Origin of the sequence: Qipengyuania sp. HL-TH1 (genome assembly GCF_036365825.1) — a bacterium.
Lineage (GTDB): Bacteria > Pseudomonadota > Alphaproteobacteria > Sphingomonadales > Sphingomonadaceae > Qipengyuania > Qipengyuania profunda.
On the sequence record NZ_CP142675.1, the window covers coordinates 2,922,863 to 2,938,215 of the forward strand.

Consider the following 15,353-nt stretch of genomic DNA (forward strand, 5'->3'; position numbering starts at 1 on the left):
CTGGACCCCTGCCTGCGCGGGGGTGACGGGCTACGCCAGCAGGCGCCTAGCCTCTTCGCAATCGTTATCTATCTGCGCGATCAGCGCATCGAGGCTGTCGAACTTGCCCTCGCCGCGCAGGAAATGGTGGAAGGCCACCTCGATCTCCTGCCCGTAGAGATCGCCGGAGAAGTCGAAGAAATAGGGCTCGAGCAATTCCTTGGGCGGGTCGAATTGCGGGCGCACGCCGATATTGGCCGCGCCCTTCAGTTCCTGACCGGTGGCGAGCACGCGGCCCGTTACCGCGTAGATACCGTATTTGGGGCGCAGATAGTGTTCGACCGGCAGGTTGGCGGTGGGATAGCCAATCTCGCGCCCGCGCTTGTCGCCATGCTGCACCACGCCGCGGATCGCGAAGGGGCGGGTCAGCAGCCGCGCGGCTTCCTGCGGGTCGCCATTGCGCAGGGCATCGCGCACGCGGCTTGAGGATACGGGCGTACCTTCGTCCATCACCGGGGGCACTGCGCGCGCTTCGATCCCGCTGTCCTTGCCAAGGCTGACGAGCTTGTCGAAATTGCCGCCGCGCGCCTTGCCGAAAGTGAAATCCTCGCCGGTGACCACGCCCGCTACGCCGAGATGCTCGCCGAGCAGCTTATGGACGAAATCCTCCGCCGTCGTGCCCGCCAGCGCGCCATCGAAATGGAACACCAGCATCGCGGTGGCGCCAGCGGCGAGATAGAGTTCCTGCCGCTGTTCGAGCGTGGTCAGGCGGAAGGGTTCGGCATCGGGCTTGAAATGGCGCACCGGATGCGGATCGAAGGTCGCGATGATCGAAGGGCGGCCTTCTTCGCGCGCCCAGCGAATCGCCTCGCCCGCCACCGCCTGGTGGCCGAGGTGGAAGCCGTCGAAATTGCCCAGTGCGACGATAGCGCCGCGCAGGCTTTCGGGCAGCTGCTCCCGATGGTCGAGAAACCTCATCCCGCACTCTCCAGTGGAACCAGCCCGGCGCGGATGACCCGCAGTGCATTGCCGCCCATTGCGGCGCGGATTTCATCTTCGCTAAAACCCTCGTCGAGCAGCGCCTGCGTCACCTGAAGCAAGTGCGCGGTGTCGAACCGCACTGTCGTGGCCCCGTCGTAATCGCTTCCCAGCGCGACATGCTCGATCCCGACGAGGTCACGGACATGCTTCATCGCCTGCGCCGCCGAGCGCGGACTGGTGTCACAGACCGCCCCGTCCCAATAGCCAATCCCCACCACGCCGCCGGTCTTCGCGACGCCGCGGAGCTCCGCATCGGTCAAATTGCGATTGACCTTGCAGGTCGCCTGCACCCCGCCATGGCTCGACACGACCGGGCGCTTTGCCATCGCCAGTACATCGGCAACGCATTCGTGGCTGCAATGCGCGATGTCGACGATCATCCCCATGCGCTCCATCCGGCCGACCACCTCGCGGCCCATCGGCGTGAGGCCGCCCTTGTCGAGCCCGTGCATCGATCCGGCGAGTTCGTTGTCGAAGAAATGGGTGAGGCCCGCCATGCGCATCCCCGCGGCATAGAGCTTGTCGAGATTGTCGGGATCGCCCTCGAGGCTTTGCAGCCCTTCGGCGCTGAACAGCGCGCCGACCGGCTTGCGTCCACTGGCACGGCGGTCGAGGAGCCTGCGGATGTCGTCCGGATTCCACACCTGGTAAATCTCGTCGCGGCCGGTCTCGATTGCCGTCTCCAGCTTCTGTGCATGCCAGAGCGAGCGTTCGAGCAGGCTTCCCCATGTGCGCACCGGCTGGAGCTGCGCGATGGCGAGCAGGGTGATGTTGTCGCTATCGGCACTATTGGCGTCGTAATTCTGGTCCTTGGGGGTCTTGGTCACGCTCGAGAAGACCTGCAGCGCGACATTGCCTTCGCGTAAACGAGGCACGTCGACATGCCCGCGCCCCGCACGTTCGAGCAGGTCGCGCTTCCACAGGAGGGTATCCGAATGCAGATCGACGATGTCTAGCGTTGCGTGGAGAGCCTTGGCCTCGTCCGACACTTCGATCAGCGGCTCGCCATCGACCTCGTTCATCCCCCGCTCGACCACGCCGGGGGCGAAGGTGAAGAAAGCTGCCAGTGCGAGGACAACCACGCCGGCCAGGCCGAGAAGCAGCTTGCGCTTCATGCCGCGCGTTCCAGCGTGACGAAGCTGTAGGCGGGGTGTCCGTCCGTGCCCCCGAAGTCCTCGCGGCCAACCATTTCCCATCCCGGGCCGGGCGCGGGCATGAAAGTGTCGCCTGCGAAATCGGCGTGGATTTCGGTCAATTCGATCCGGTCGGCATGCGCGGCAAACACATCGAAGATCGCTGCCCCGCCGATCACCGCGACGTCGTCGCTGTCCGCCAGCGCCAGCGCCTCCTCGACCGACCGCACGACCTCGGCGCCGGTCGAATCCCAGCGCTCGCGCCGGGTCAGCACGATATGGCGGCGCCCGGGCAGCAGGCCGGGCAGGCTTTCGAAGGTCTTGCGGCCCATGATCATCGGCTTGCCCATGGTCAGCGCCTTGAAGCGCTTGAGGTCGGCGGGCAGGTGCCACGGCAGCGCGCCGTCGCGGCCGATGCAGCCATTGGCGGCGCGGGCATAGATCAGGAACAGGCTCACCGTTCGAGCCGGGTCACATGGCCCATCTTGCGCCCGGCGCGCACCTGGGCCTTGCCATAATCGTGCAGGTGCGTGTCGGGGGTGTCCAGGTGGCCGTGTGCCCCCTTTATGTCCTTGCCCACGATATTGATCATGGTGACCGATTTCGCGGCCGTCGCAGTGTCGCCCAGCGGCAGTCCCGCGACCGCGCGGACATGGTTCTCGAACTGGCTGGTGATCGCGCCCTCGATCGTCCAGTGCCCCGAATTGTGGACCCGCGGGGCCATCTCGTTGAACACCGGTCCATTGCGCGTGGCGAAGAATTCGAGCGTCAGCACGCCGACATAGTCAAGCGCATCGGCAACCTGCCGGGCGAGGTCGCGCGCCGCCTCGACCTGCGCCTCGATCGGTTCGCCCGCGGGCAGCGTCGAGGTAGCGAGCACCCCGTTCTCGTGGCTGTTGCGCGGCGAATCCCAGAAGCGGATCGCGCCATCCTGCGCGCGCACGAGGATCACCGAGAACTCGGCTTCGAACTCGACGAAGGCCTCGTACACCAGCGGCGTCTCGGGCAGGCTCAGCCCCGCGACATCGCGGTCCGAACCGATCCGCCACTGGCCCTTGCCGTCATAGCCATCGCGCCGCGTCTTGAGGATGCCGGGCACCCCCAGCCGATCGACCGCGGCTTCGAGATCGGCGCGCGAATCGACCCGCGCATACGCCGCGGGCCGTCCGCCGAGATCCTCGACGAAGCGCTTTTCCGCCAACCGGTCCTGCGCGGTCTCGAGCGCGCGGGGATGGGGGAAGATACGGCCGGCGGGCATGGCCTGCGCGGTCGGGACGGGGACGTTCTCGAATTCCCAGGTCACCACATCGCATTGCGCGGCGAAGGCGGCGAGCGCCGCGTTGTCGTCCCACTTGTTGTGGAACACATCGTCGCACACCTGGCTCACCACATTGTCGCCTTCGGGAGCGTAAGCAATGCAGCGATAGCCCAACTGCGCCGCGCTCATGGCCATCATCCGGCCAAGCTGGCCGCCCCCGAGGATCCCGATCGTACCGCCGCGCCCCAGCATCAATCGACGGGACGCTCGGTCACGGCGGCACTGCGTGCAGCGCGCCAGTCCTGCAGTCGCTGCGCCAGCGCGGTATCGTGCGTGGCAAGGATCGCCGCGGCGAGCAGGCCGGCATTGGTCGCCCCCGCCTTGCCGATGGCTAGCGTGCCAACCGGCACCCCGGCGGGCATCTGGACGATCGACAGCAGGCTGTCCTCGCCCGACAGCGCCTTCGACTTCACCGGTACGCCGAGCACGGGCACATGCGTGAGCGCGGCAATCATGCCGGGGAGGTGCGCTGCACCGCCGGCCCCCGCGATGATCACCTCGAAGCCCGCGGCAGCCGCGCCCTTGGCGAAATCATACATCCGGTCGGGCGTGCGATGCGCGGAGACGATGCGCACATCGGCGGCGACCCCGAGCTCGCCGAGCACTTCGGCGGCGCAGGTCATGGTCTCCCAATCCGACTGGCTGCCCATCACGACCGCGACCTTGGCGTTTCCCGCAGCCGTCATCTCAGCTATCCTTCAGATAATAGCGTTCGCCCGCCACTTGCGTGCCGTCGAATTCGTAGATGATCGGCTGACCGGTGGGAATCTCGAGCCCGGTAATCTCGTCGTCCGAGATGTTCGACAGGTGCTTGACCAGCGCGCGCAGCGAATTGCCGTGCGCGGAAATGATCACCGTCTCGCCCTTGCCGAGCTGCGGCAGGATCGCTTCTTCCCAATAGGGCAGCACGCGTTCGATGGTGAGCTTGAGGCTTTCGGTACGCGGGACGTCGATCCCGGCGTAGCGCGGGTCGTCCGCCAGGTCGAAGGTACTCCCCGGCTCGAGCTCGGGCGGCGGCACGTCGAAGCTGCGGCGCCAGATATGCACCTGCTCGTCGCCATGACGCTCGCGCGTTTCCTGCTTGTTGAGGCCGGTCAGCCCGCCATAATGGCGCTCGTTGAGATGCCAGTCGCGCGTCACCGGGATCCACAGCCGGTCGCAGGCTTCGAGCGCGATATTGAGCGTCTTGATCGCGCGCTTCTGGACGCTGGTGAAAGCAAGTGTGGGCAGGACGCCCCTGGCCTTCATCAGTTCACCCGCTTCGCGCGCCTCGACCTCGCCCTTTTCGGTCAGATCGACATCCCACCAGCCGGTGAAGCGGTTGGCGAGGTTCCACTCGCTTTGCCCGTGACGGACGAGGATCAGCTTGGACACTGGGAGGCTCCCGTAATTCCCCTAGGAGCAAGGCGCGTTAGCTGCCCGCATCGTCCTTGGAAAGGGGGTGCGCGTCCGATTCGCGCATTTCGCGGCCCTGCGCTTTGCGGCGGCGCAGGTTCTCGCGAAGTTTCGCGGCAAGGCGCTCCTCGCGGGTCATTTCGTCTTTTTCAGCGGCCATGGCGCAACTCTTCGGCAAAACGCGCGCGATAAGCAACCTAAGGTTGACTTCTCCCGCGTCTCTGCCAATAGCGCGCGCCTCCACTCCGCGACGCCGTTCGCGGGCACCATGTGCTGCTGTAGCTCAGTGGTAGAGCGCACCCTTGGTAAGGGTGAGGCCGGGAGTTCAATCCTCCCCAGCAGCACCATTTTTCACAGAGAAATGGTTTCCCGGTTGCGGGCTGTTCGCCCCGCTTGGAAAGCGGGACGCGCTAGGTCGTGCGTTCGGACTTGTCCTGCGCATTGGTCCCCTTGATCATCTCGCGCATCGCGCTCCATTGCTCGTCGCCCATGTCCTTGAGTGCGCCGTAGAAACTGCCGCCGTGCGCCTTGTAGCCGGCACCGTCGATGGCAATCGTCTCGCCATTGATCCATTCCGCACCGGGCCCCATCAGGAACACCGCCAGATTGGCCAGCTCGTGCATTTCGCCATGGCGGCCCATCGGGTTCATATCGTCCTGCGAATTGCCGCCGCGACCACCGGGCGACAGCCGCGCGCTCATCCCGTCGGTGGGGAACAGCCCCGGCGCGATGGCATTGAAACGCAGGCCGTGACGGCCCCATTCGACCGCGAGGCTCTGCGTCATCACATTGAGCCCCGCCTTGCTCATCGCGCTCGGCACCACGAACGGGCCGCCATTCCATACCCAGGTGGTGAGGATGGAGAGGAAGTTCGCGCGGCGCCCCTCCTCGATCAGCCGCTTGCCGATATCGAGCGTGACATAGAAGCTGCCGCGAAAGACGATATCGCTGATCGCATTGAATCCGTTCACCGAGAGGTCTTCGGTCCGGCTGATGAAATTGCCTGCGGCATTGTTGACCACGCCGGTCAGCGGTCCGTGCTCCCAGATCGCATCGACCATGGCATGGATCGCGTCGGGATCGCGGATATCGCAGGCATGGCCGACCAGCGTGCCGGCGTGGCGCCCGGTCAGCTCCGCCGCGGTTTCATCGAGCTTGCCCTGGCGGCGTCCGCAGATGTGCACCTCGGCGCCCAGCTTGAGGAAGGCCTCGGCCATGACGCGGCCCAGCCCGGTCCCGCCCCCGGTGACGAGAATGCGCTCGCCCTCCATCAGCCCGTCGCGAAACATCAGTTGCGAAATATCCATTACCCTCTCCCTGTTGGCGTGAGGCATAGCGCAGGTCGGCGGCGAAACTAGATTGAATCGCGGCGCTGTATTGCCTAGCTATAACGGTATGGACCAATCCGACGACCTCACCCCGCTCGACCCGGCCTATAAATCGCTTCTGCGTGTCCAGCTGGCGATCGCAGCGCTGGTCTTGCTGGTTGCGGCGACGATTGCCGAGATCGCGATCCCGGGCTGGACCGGCGCCGTGTGGATCCCGGCGTTGGCAGTGATCGCCTATGCGCTGATCCGCGTGCCGCTGCGGCGTTACAATGCGCGCGGTTATTCGCTGGCCGGGGAACGGTTGCGGGTGGTGCGCGGAGTGTTCTTTCGTGCCGATACGGTGGTCCCCTTTGGCCGGGTGCAGCATATCGATGTCGGTCAGGGACCGCTCGAGCGGGCCTTCGGTCTCGCGACGCTCACGGTGCATACCGCAGGCACGCATAACGCCTCGGTGTCGCTGCCCGGGCTGAAGCATGCGGATGCCACCGCCATGCGCGAGGATATCCGCGCCGCCATCAGGCGCGATCCGCGGTGAGCGAGGAACCCGCCGCAACCCCGCTCCGGACCGACCCGCGCACTTTCGCAGTGCGTGCGGCCTCGCTGGTCGGTCAGCTGGTCCTCCCGATCATCGTCGGCGGGTTCGCGATTCTCGACAGGGGCGATTTCGACGATGTCATCGTCTACTTCCTCCCGCTGGTTATCGTCGCGATCGGACTCAACCTGCTGTTCGCCTATCTGCGCTGGAGCCGCCTGACCTATACTGTCGGAGCCGCGGATATTCGCGTCGATAGCGGCGTGCTCTCGCGCTCCGCCCGCTCGGTGCCCTATGAGCGGATCCAGGACGTGAGCCTCGAGCAGAAGCTCTTGCCGCGATTGTTCGGGCTGGTCGAGGTCAAGTTCGAAACCGGCGCGGGCGGCGGTGACGACCTCAAGCTGGCCTATGTGCCCGAGAGCGAGGGCGAACGACTGCGCGAGCTGGCGCGAAGCCGGCGCGAAGGAATTGGTGCCGCACCCGTCGATGGCGCGGCCACGCCTCTGCCGGAGGAGAGTGCCCGATTGCTCTTCGCCATGTCGCCCAGTCGCGTGGTCACCTTCGGCCTGTTCGAGTTTTCGCTCGCGGTCGTGGCGGTGGCTGCCGGCCTCGCGCAGCAGTTCGATTTCATCCTGCCGTTCGAGGTCTGGGACTGGCGCGCCTGGCGCGAACAACTGGCCGGACCGGGGCAGTGGCTGGCGGGACTGGGTTTCCTCGCCCAATTCGTCGGGGCCATCATTGCGGTCGGGTCGCTGGCGCTGATCGGTGTTCTGACCGGTGTGATCAGGACGGTCCTGCGCGAATGGAATTTCCGGCTCGAACGTACCGACAAGGGCCTTCGGCGCCGGCGCGGGCTGCTTACCCGGACCGACCTCGTCATGCCCGTGCACCGGGTTCAGGCGCTACGGATCAAGACCGGTTTCCTGCGCCGCCTGTTCGGCTGGCACACGCTCAAGGTCGTTAGCCTCGCAAGCGACAGCGGTTCCGCCAATCACGAGGCGGTGCCATTTGCGCAGATGGACGAGATCGCGCCGGTTGTCGGCGAAACCGGGTTCGCGCTGCCGGGCCCGGACGTCGCATGGACCCGCGCGGCACCGGCTTACCGGATCGACAACTTCCTCATGGGTTTTGTAGTCCTCCTCGTGATCGCGGGTGTCGCGGCGGCGCTGGGCCGCTGGGAACTGGCGCTGCTTCCGCCGGTCATCGGGGGCGTCTGGATCGGGTTGCACGAATATCTGTCCTGGCGCTGGAGCCGCCACGCGCTCGACGCACGCCAGCTGTACTCGCGGCGCGGCTGGTTTGCGCCAAGCCTCGCGATCGGCTCACGACGCAAGCTGCAATCGGTCGATATCGTTCGCCACCCGCTAGCGCGCCTGCGCGGCTATGCGGATCTTCATTTCGGACTGGCAGGTGGTCGCTTGTGCATGCGCGGACTGGCGCTGGCAGATGCCCGGCGCATCCGCGATAGTGTGCTCGACAGCATGGCCGAGCAGGACTTCTCCGAAATCGTCGACGGGGCGCCGCGCGAAGCCTAGGCGCGCAGATCTGCCCATTCGGGATGGCGATCGAATTGCGCCGCGACATAGGAACAGGTCGGGATGATCTTGAAGCCTTCGCTACGCGCATCCTCGATCAGCGCCTCGACCAGGCGGCCGGCAATGCCCTGGCCGCGCAGCGCGGGCGGAACAACCGTATGCTCGGCATCGCGCGCATCGTTGTGCAAGGTCCATGTCAGCCGGCCAGAAGCCGGATTGTCGCCGATACTAACCAAATATTCTCCGTGAGTTACCCGGTTGCGACGTTCGATTACAATTTCGTCCGTTTTCATTGTCGAAAGTTTCCTTTCTGGGCAACCAACGCACACATGGCTATGGCGTTCCGATGCAGTTTCTCTCCGATAATGCCGCCTCGGTCCACCCTGCCGTATGGGATGCGCTCAAGGCCGCAGATACCCCCGATACGCCTTATGATGGCGATGCACTGAGCGCCGCTCTGGACGACAGTTTCGCGCAAGTATTCCAGCGGCCTTGCGCAGTGCTGTGGGTCGCCACGGGCACCGCGGCAAACTGCCTCGCGCTGGCAGCGATGGTGCCGCCGCACGGCGGCGTGGTGTGCCACGAGGAAGCGCATATCGAGATGGACGAGGGCGGGGCCCCCGGTTTCTATCTCCACGGCGCCAAGCTCATGCTGGCTCAGGGCGAGGGTGCGAAACTCACGCCGCAAACCATCGCTGCGGTTCTCGATCCGATCCGCGACGATGTGCATCAGGTCCAGCCGCATGCGATCTCCATCACGCAGGCGAGCGAATATGGCTGCAGCTATCGCCCCGAGGAAATCGCCGCGATTGCCGAAATAGCCCAAGCGCGCGGGCTACGCCTCCACATGGACGGCGCGCGATTCGCCAATGCGGCGGCCTTCCTCGACTGCACTCCTACCGCGGCAGCGGGGCCGGTCGATGCGCTAAGCTTCGGCTTCATCAAGAACGGCGGCATGAGCGCGGAAGCGATCGTGTTTTTCGATCCGGCGCTGGCCGATGTCGCGCGCTACCGCCGCAAACGGGCGGGCCATCTCCAGTCGAAGGGCCGCTTTCTTGCCGCGCAGCTCCAGGCCATGCTCGAAGACGATATCTGGCTCGCCAATGCGCGTCATGCCAATGCCGCCGCGGCGGAGATCGGCACGGCCTGCGCCGGCCGCCTGATGCACCCCGTCGAAGCCAATGAGCTGTTCGTGCGCTGCACCCCGGCGGAGCGCGCAGCGCTGCGTGACCAGGGTTTCGGGTTCTACGATTGGGGCGATGATGCGGCGCGCTTCGTCACTGCATGGAATACCCGCGAACAAGACGCGACAGCGCTGGCCAAGGCCGTGGCCAGTCTATGAGCGCGGCACCCGAGGCGGAAAGCCTCCTCACCCCGCGCAATTTCGCTGCATTCCTCCTGGTCAGCCTGATCTGGGGCGGGACCTGGCTGGTCATCCGCGACCAGATCGCCAGCGTCCCCGCCAGCTGGTCGATCTCCTACCGCTTCATGATTGCCGCTTCCGCCATGTTCGCGCTCGCCGCCATGCGCCGCGAACCGCTCCGGCTGGTTGCGGGAGGCTTGCGCTGGGCGCTGCTGTTGGGCCTGTTCCAGTTCACGCTCAATTTCGGCTTCGTCTATAATGCCGAGAGCTACATCACCTCGGGCCTTGTGGCGGTGATGTTCGCACTGCTGGTGGTGCCCAATGCCATCTTCGGGCGCATCTTCCTCGGCCAGCCGATCACCGGGGCCTTCGTCCTCGGCTCGGCCATCGCGGCGCTCGGCGTCTCGCTACTGTTCGCGCATGAGTGGCGGTCCTCTCCGGCAACGCTGAGCGATGTTTTGCTGGGCGCGGCGCTGACGGTAGGCGGTATTCTTTCGGCGAGCGCGGCGAATATCACTCAGGCGATGGAGGGGGCCAAGCGGCAACCCTTCCTGGCGCTGCTTGCCTGGTCGATGACGGCGGGCGCGATCATCAACACCATCTATGCGCTGGTTGCCGACGGCCCGCCGCAATTCGATCCGCGCGCCTCCTATACGCTCGGGATTCTCTATCTTGGGCTTGCCGGATCGGTGGTCACCTTCCCGCTCTATTACGGGCTGGTGCGCAAGGTCGGGGCGGGGCGGGCGGCCTACAGCTCGGTCATCGTGCCGATCGTGGCGATGGTGCTGTCGACGCTGTTCGAAGGCTTCGAATGGGGCCTCTTGCCGGCCACCGGGGCGGTGATCACGCTGGTCGGGATGGTGGTCGCGATGCGCGGGCGCGCCAATGCCCCGCCGCGGCGCGCTACGCCCGAGCCCTGATCGCCGCCAGACCTTCGCGATAGGTGGCAAAGCGCGGCTGCCAGCCGAGCACACGCTTCGCCTTGCCGTTCGCGACCCTTCGGTTCTCGGCATAGAACCCGCGCGCCATGGGCGACAATCGGGCGGCGCCGATCGATTGCAGCGGGGGCGCCTCGCGGCCCAGCAGGCGGCAGGCTTCCTCGATCACGGTATTCTGGCTGGTCGGCAGATCGTCGGACAGATTATAGGCCCCCGCCGGCGCATCGGTTGCCATCGCAGCGACCACGCCAGCGACGATATCCGCGACATGCACACGGCTGAACACCTGGCCCGGCAAGTCGATGCGGTGCGCCTTGCGCGCTTCCACGCGGTCGAACGCGCTACGCCCCGGGCCGTAGATCCCGGGAAGCCGGAATACCCGCGCGCCCGCTTCGAGCCAGCGCGCATCGCATTCGGCGCGGGCCTGGCGTCGCCCGCTGCCGGTTGGCGACGCTTCATCGACCCAGGCCCCCGCCGCATCGCCATAGACGCCCGTCGACGAGAGATAGCCGAGCCATTTGCCGGACAGCGCGCTGCCGTACCGGTCGAGCACCGGATCGCTGTCCTCCACTGGCGGGACCGAACTCAGCACATGGGTTGCGCGCGCCAAGGCCCCGCGCACGGCCTCGTCATCGCCGAATGCGAGATTGCCCGCGCTGCCCGTGGCATCGACCTGCCAGCCGCGACTGCGCAGGGCGTCGGCGATCCGTGTGGCGGTATAGCCGAGGCCGAAGATCAGCAGGCGGCTCATTTGGCGTCGAGATAGCCTTCTTCTGGGACGACCACCTGCGGGTTCTCGACGTTATCTGCCTTCCACTGCATCGCCATGCGCACGCGGGTCGCGCCGCTGGGATGGTCGAAGAACACGAATTCCTCGAGCGGGCCGGGCTCGATCTTGCGATATTCGGACAGGCGCATCGCGACCTTGGCAAAGCCGTCGGGTTCCCGCGCGGCATCGAGTCCGAAGGCATCGGCCTTGCTTTCCGCCCAGCGGATCAGCGAATTGGTCGCCGGGGTCATCAGGAACATCCAGATGCCCAGGCAGATCGCCAGCACGGGGAGCGAAGCCGGGTCGCCCATGTCGCGCACGCCCCACCGCTCGCCATAGCGGCGGATCAGCGCGGGGGCGACGCGGCTGGTGACGAACAGCCCCAGCGCGAAGAGCGACAGCAGGATCCCCACGATCCACCACGTGTGATGCAATTTGTAGTGGCCCATCTCGTGCCCCATCACTGCGAGGATTTCCTCTTCGCTGGTCCGCTCGAGCAAATTGTCGTTGAGCGAGATGCGGATCGTCGGGCCGAGGCCCGAGACATTGGCCGAGATGCGCTTGTGCTGTTTCGACTGGTCGAACACGTAGATGTGCTCGGCCGGGATCTCATATTGCGCCGCCACCGCCTCGATCCGGTCGCGCAAGGCGCCGTCTTCCAGTTCGGTATACTCGTTGAACAGCGGTGCGATGAACACCGGGCCCAGCACCATGGCGAAGAGCATGAACAGGCCGATCACCCCCGTGCTCCACAGCCACCAGCTGCGCGGCGCGCGGCGGATCAGCGCATAGATCGCGACCACCGCCAGCGGCATGAGAACCAGCGCCATGGCGATGCCGATCGCCTGCTCGCCCGCCCAGGCGCCGAATGTCTGGTCGAGCAAATCGTAGCGCTTTTCGCGGGCGTAACCGGTGTAGATCGTCCACGGAAGCGTCACCAGCGTCCCGATCAGAGTGTAGAAAAAGGCGGTGATCGCGGTGACGATCCAGGCCCTTTTGCTCACCCGCTCACCGAAGGCGCGCAGGGCATGCGCGATGCGGAAGCGTAGGAACAGCCAGTCGACCAGCACGCCGATCGCGGTTCCCCATAGCGGCAACCAGTAGCCGCCTTCGAAATAGGCATCCGACTGCGCACGCGCAGGGCCCTGAAGCGTGTCGAGATAGGCGCGTGTCGCACTGGCGACATCGAAGCCGTCCGATGTGGCGGCAAGCAGGTCCAGCATGTCATTCCCTCCGTTGCGCTTCGCTGCGGCACGGGTGCAGTGCTGTCAATCACCCGACCAGCGCTAGCCGACCAGTGAACGCAAAGTCTCGACGGGCGTTGCAAGGAATGACAGTACGTTTTCGACCCCGCATTCGACAGGAATTCCATGGATATTGCGCGCACTCCCGCCACGCCCGACGGCAATCCCGTAATGGCCGATGCCGCCATCGAACCCAAGGCACCACCGGTCATCCGGCGAGAGGATTACACGCCCTTCCCGTGGCTGATCCCGGCGACCCGGATGGAATTCGAGCTGGGCCTGGAGAAGACACGGATCACCACCACGCTGAATGTCGAGCGCAATCCCGACGCTGCCGCTTCGCCGACCATTCGCCTGAATGGCGACGGGCTCGCGCTGGTCTCGCTCGCCTGCGACGGCGGGTCGTGCGACGGGCATATGATCGATGGCGACGACCTGGTCGTTACGCTGCCGGGTGATCGCCATGTGCTGACTATCGTTACCGAACTCGATCCCTCGGACAATTCGCAGCTGATGGGGCTCTATGCCTCGAACGGCATGCTCTGCACGCAATGCGAAGCCGAAGGGTTTCGCCGGATCACCTTCTTCCCCGACCGGCCCGATGTGCTGAGCACCTATACCGTGCGGATGCGCGGACCGCGGGCGCAGTTCCCGGTGCTGCTGTGCAATGGCAACCGCGTGGCGACGGGCGAAGATGGCAACAGCCATTGGGCCGAGTGGCATGATCCCTGGCCGAAGCCATCGTATCTCTTCGCGCTTGTCGCGGGCGATCTGGTCGCGCGGACCGATCACTTCACGACCATGGGCGGGCGCGAGGTCGAGCTGAACGTCTATGTGCGCGAGGGCGATCTAGACCGCACCGAGCACGCGATGGAGAGCCTCAAGCGCTCGATGCAATGGGACGAGGAAGTGTTCGGGCGGGAATACGATCTCGACCTGTTCAACATCGTCGCGGTCAGCGACTTCAACATGGGCGCGATGGAGAACAAGGGCCTCAACGTCTTCAACACCAAATACGTCCTCGCCGACCCCGAAACCGCGACCGATGGCGATTACGACGGGGTCGAAGGCGTGATCGGCCACGAGTATTTCCATAACTGGTCGGGCAACCGCGTAACCTGCCGCGACTGGTTCCAGCTGAGCCTGAAGGAAGGCTTCACCGTGCTGCGCGACCAGTTGTTCAGCGCCGATATGGGCAGCGAGCCGGTCAAACGGATCGAGGATGTCCGCGTGTTGCGCGGGGTCCAGTTCCCCGAGGATTCGGGCCCGCTCGCGCATCCGATCCGGCCCGATTCCTATCGCGAAATCAGCAATTTCTACACCTCAACCGTCTATAACAAGGGTGCCGAAGTAATCCGCATGATGCGCACCATGGCGGGCGCGGAGCGGTTCCGCCGTGGCACCGACCTCTATTTCGACCGCCACGACGGCGAGGCGGCGACCTGCGAGGATTTCGTCGCCGCAATCGAAGCGGGGACGGGTCTGGATCTGACGCAATTCCGCCTGTGGTATGCGCAGGCCGGCACGCCCAAGGTGGCGGTCACGCTTGCGCATGAAGGCGACACAGCGCGGGTCAAGCTGACGCAGACGGTGCCCGCGACCCCCGGCCAGGGTGACAAGCATCCGATGCCGATCCCGCTCAAGCTGGCGCTGTTCGACCGCGCCAGCGGGACGCATTCGGGCGAGCAATTGGTGGTGCTGGACAAGGACAGCGCCGAGTTCACCTTCGATGGATTTGCCCAGCGGCCGATCCTGTCGATCAATCGCACCTTCTCCGCCCCCGTCTCGATCGACCGGGACGTGTCGCGCGAAGACCTCGTGTTTCTCGCCGCGAAGGATGACGATCCCTTCGCCCGCTATGAAGCGATGCAGGAACTGATGACCGGCCATCTCGTCGCCGCCGTGTCGGGCGAAATGGACGATGGCGAGCGCGAGGCGGCGCGGACCGATATCGCCCAGGCGATGCGCGCGGTGATCGAGGACGATCAGCTCGACGATCTCATGCGCGGCGAACTCATGGTGATGCCCGGCCAGACGTATGTCGCCGAGCAGCTGCTGGTCGCCGATCCGGGCCGCATCCATGCCGAACGCGAGGCGCTGAAAGCCGATCTCGGGACGCGTCTCGCGGCGCAGTTCGAGGCGCTTTACGAGCGTACCGGTAAGGTGCCGTTCTCGCTCGATGCGCAGGGCAAGGGCGCGCGCAAGGTCAAGACGCTGGTGCTGGCTTATGCCGCCGCCAGCGATCCGGCCAAGGCAGCCGAACTCGCCGCGCATCAATATGACGGCGCCGACAATATGACCGACCGGCAGGGCGCTCTGATGGTGCTGGCGGGGCTCGACAGCGCGGCGCGTACGGGCAAGCTGCTCGACTTCTACAACCGCTATGCGGGCAATGCGTTGGTGATCGACAAATGGTTCGCGCTGCAGGCTAGCTCGCTCCATCCGCATGCGATCGAACATGTGAAGGCGCTGCGCGAACATCCCGATTTCACGCTCAAGAATCCCAATCGCGTACGCTCGCTCTACATGGCCTTCGCGGCCAATCCGCAGGCCTTCCATGGCGCCGATGGCGAGGGCTATCGCATGCTTGCCGATCTCATTCTCGAACTCGATCCGATCAATGCGCAGACCGCTGCGCGCTTCGTCCCGCCGCTGGGCCGCTGGCAGCGGATCGAGGAAGGCCGTGCGAAACTGATGCGCGAGGCGCTCGAACGGATCGCCAAAGCGCCCAAGCTGTCGCGCGATACGTACGAGCAAGTGACCCGCTCGCTGGGCTAG

General features: G+C 65.5%; 16 protein-coding genes and 1 tRNA gene. 6 read left to right on the plus strand and 11 right to left on the minus strand.

What is annotated here, in order from left to right:
- Positions 1–30: 30 nt before the first annotated feature.
- Genes VWN43_RS14905 through VWN43_RS14935 form a run of 7 tightly spaced genes read right to left on the minus strand, consistent with a single transcriptional unit; the run spans position 31 to position 5,026 of the window.
- Positions 31–957, minus strand: coding sequence for a bifunctional riboflavin kinase/FAD synthetase (locus VWN43_RS14905; protein WP_320181198.1), 927 nt, complete (start codon positions 955–957; stop codon positions 31–33).
- Positions 954–2,135 (minus strand): dipeptidase, encoded by a 1,182-nt coding sequence (locus tag VWN43_RS14910; protein WP_320181197.1) that lies wholly within the window; start codon positions 2,133–2,135, stop codon positions 954–956. Before VWN43_RS14910 ends, VWN43_RS14905 begins: the two co-directional genes overlap by 4 nt.
- Positions 2,132–2,611 (minus strand): dihydrofolate reductase, encoded by a 480-nt coding sequence (locus VWN43_RS14915; RefSeq protein WP_320181196.1) that lies wholly within the window; start codon positions 2,609–2,611, stop codon positions 2,132–2,134. The genes VWN43_RS14910 and VWN43_RS14915 overlap by 4 nt, the downstream gene beginning before the upstream one ends.
- Complete coding sequence (locus tag VWN43_RS14920; protein ID WP_320181195.1) at positions 2,608–3,663, minus strand: 5-(carboxyamino)imidazole ribonucleotide synthase; 1,056 nt, start codon at positions 3,661–3,663, stop codon at positions 2,608–2,610. Before VWN43_RS14920 ends, VWN43_RS14915 begins: the two co-directional genes overlap by 4 nt.
- Positions 3,663–4,157 carry a 5-(carboxyamino)imidazole ribonucleotide mutase gene (gene purE / locus VWN43_RS14925; RefSeq protein ID WP_320181194.1) on the minus strand — a complete coding sequence of 165 codons (495 nt, stop codon included), beginning with the start codon at positions 4,155–4,157 and terminating at the stop codon, positions 3,663–3,665. The genes VWN43_RS14920 and purE overlap by 1 nt, the downstream gene beginning before the upstream one ends.
- A 1-nt stretch (position 4,158) precedes the next feature.
- Positions 4,159–4,845, minus strand: coding sequence for a 2,3-diphosphoglycerate-dependent phosphoglycerate mutase (gene gpmA / locus VWN43_RS14930; protein ID WP_320181193.1), 687 nt, complete (start codon positions 4,843–4,845; stop codon positions 4,159–4,161).
- Positions 4,846–4,882: 37 nt separating this feature from the next.
- Positions 4,883–5,026, minus strand: coding sequence for a hypothetical protein (locus VWN43_RS14935; RefSeq protein ID WP_253520741.1), 144 nt, complete (start codon positions 5,024–5,026; stop codon positions 4,883–4,885).
- Between the two features lie 112 nt (positions 5,027–5,138).
- Between VWN43_RS14935 and VWN43_RS14940 the strand changes: the two genes are divergently transcribed.
- A tRNA-Thr gene (locus VWN43_RS14940) sits at positions 5,139–5,213 on the plus strand.
- A 63-nt stretch (positions 5,214–5,276) separates the two neighbouring features.
- Here the strand turns inward: VWN43_RS14940 and VWN43_RS14945 are convergent.
- Entirely contained in the window at positions 5,277–6,173 is an 897-nt protein-coding gene (locus VWN43_RS14945) for an SDR family oxidoreductase (protein ID WP_320181192.1), read from the minus strand.
- Positions 6,174–6,261: 88 nt separating this feature from the next.
- Here VWN43_RS14945 and VWN43_RS14950 point away from each other — a divergent pair, with 88 nt between their 5' ends.
- Together VWN43_RS14950 and VWN43_RS14955 are read left to right on the plus strand one after the other, a co-directional pair.
- Positions 6,262–6,729 (plus strand): PH domain-containing protein, encoded by a 468-nt coding sequence (locus VWN43_RS14950; protein WP_320181191.1) that lies wholly within the window; start codon positions 6,262–6,264, stop codon positions 6,727–6,729.
- Complete coding sequence (locus tag VWN43_RS14955; RefSeq protein WP_320181190.1) at positions 6,726–8,261, plus strand: PH domain-containing protein; 1,536 nt, start codon at positions 6,726–6,728, stop codon at positions 8,259–8,261. Before VWN43_RS14950 ends, VWN43_RS14955 begins: the two co-directional genes overlap by 4 nt.
- On the opposite strand, the gene VWN43_RS14960 is transcribed toward VWN43_RS14955, so the two are convergent.
- A complete protein-coding gene (locus VWN43_RS14960; protein ID WP_320181189.1) occupies positions 8,258–8,554 on the minus strand; it encodes a GNAT family N-acetyltransferase in 297 nt (98 codons plus the stop codon). The two genes, VWN43_RS14955 and VWN43_RS14960, sit on opposite strands and share 4 nt — an antisense overlap.
- A 53-nt stretch (positions 8,555–8,607) precedes the next feature.
- Here VWN43_RS14960 and VWN43_RS14965 point away from each other — a divergent pair, with 53 nt between their 5' ends.
- Both VWN43_RS14965 and VWN43_RS14970 read left to right on the plus strand, forming a co-directional pair.
- Positions 8,608–9,603, plus strand: coding sequence for a threonine aldolase family protein (locus VWN43_RS14965; RefSeq protein WP_320181188.1), 996 nt, complete (start codon positions 8,608–8,610; stop codon positions 9,601–9,603).
- Positions 9,600–10,544, plus strand: a complete 945-nt coding sequence (locus VWN43_RS14970; RefSeq protein ID WP_320181187.1) for a DMT family transporter — start codon at positions 9,600–9,602, stop codon at positions 10,542–10,544. The genes VWN43_RS14965 and VWN43_RS14970 overlap by 4 nt, the downstream gene beginning before the upstream one ends.
- On the opposite strand, the gene VWN43_RS14975 is transcribed toward VWN43_RS14970, so the two are convergent.
- Both VWN43_RS14975 and VWN43_RS14980 read right to left on the minus strand, forming a co-directional pair.
- Positions 10,528–11,313, minus strand: coding sequence for a Rossmann-fold NAD(P)-binding domain-containing protein (locus VWN43_RS14975; protein WP_320181186.1), 786 nt, complete (start codon positions 11,311–11,313; stop codon positions 10,528–10,530). The genes VWN43_RS14970 and VWN43_RS14975 overlap by 17 nt on opposite strands.
- Complete coding sequence (locus VWN43_RS14980) at positions 11,310–12,554, minus strand: M48 family metallopeptidase (protein ID WP_320181185.1); 1,245 nt, start codon at positions 12,552–12,554, stop codon at positions 11,310–11,312. The genes VWN43_RS14975 and VWN43_RS14980 overlap by 4 nt, the downstream gene beginning before the upstream one ends.
- A gap of 147 nt (positions 12,555–12,701) precedes the next feature.
- On the opposite strand from VWN43_RS14980, the gene pepN reads away from it, so the two are divergent.
- Entirely contained in the window at positions 12,702–15,353 is a 2,652-nt protein-coding gene (pepN, locus tag VWN43_RS14985; protein WP_320181184.1) for an aminopeptidase N, read from the plus strand.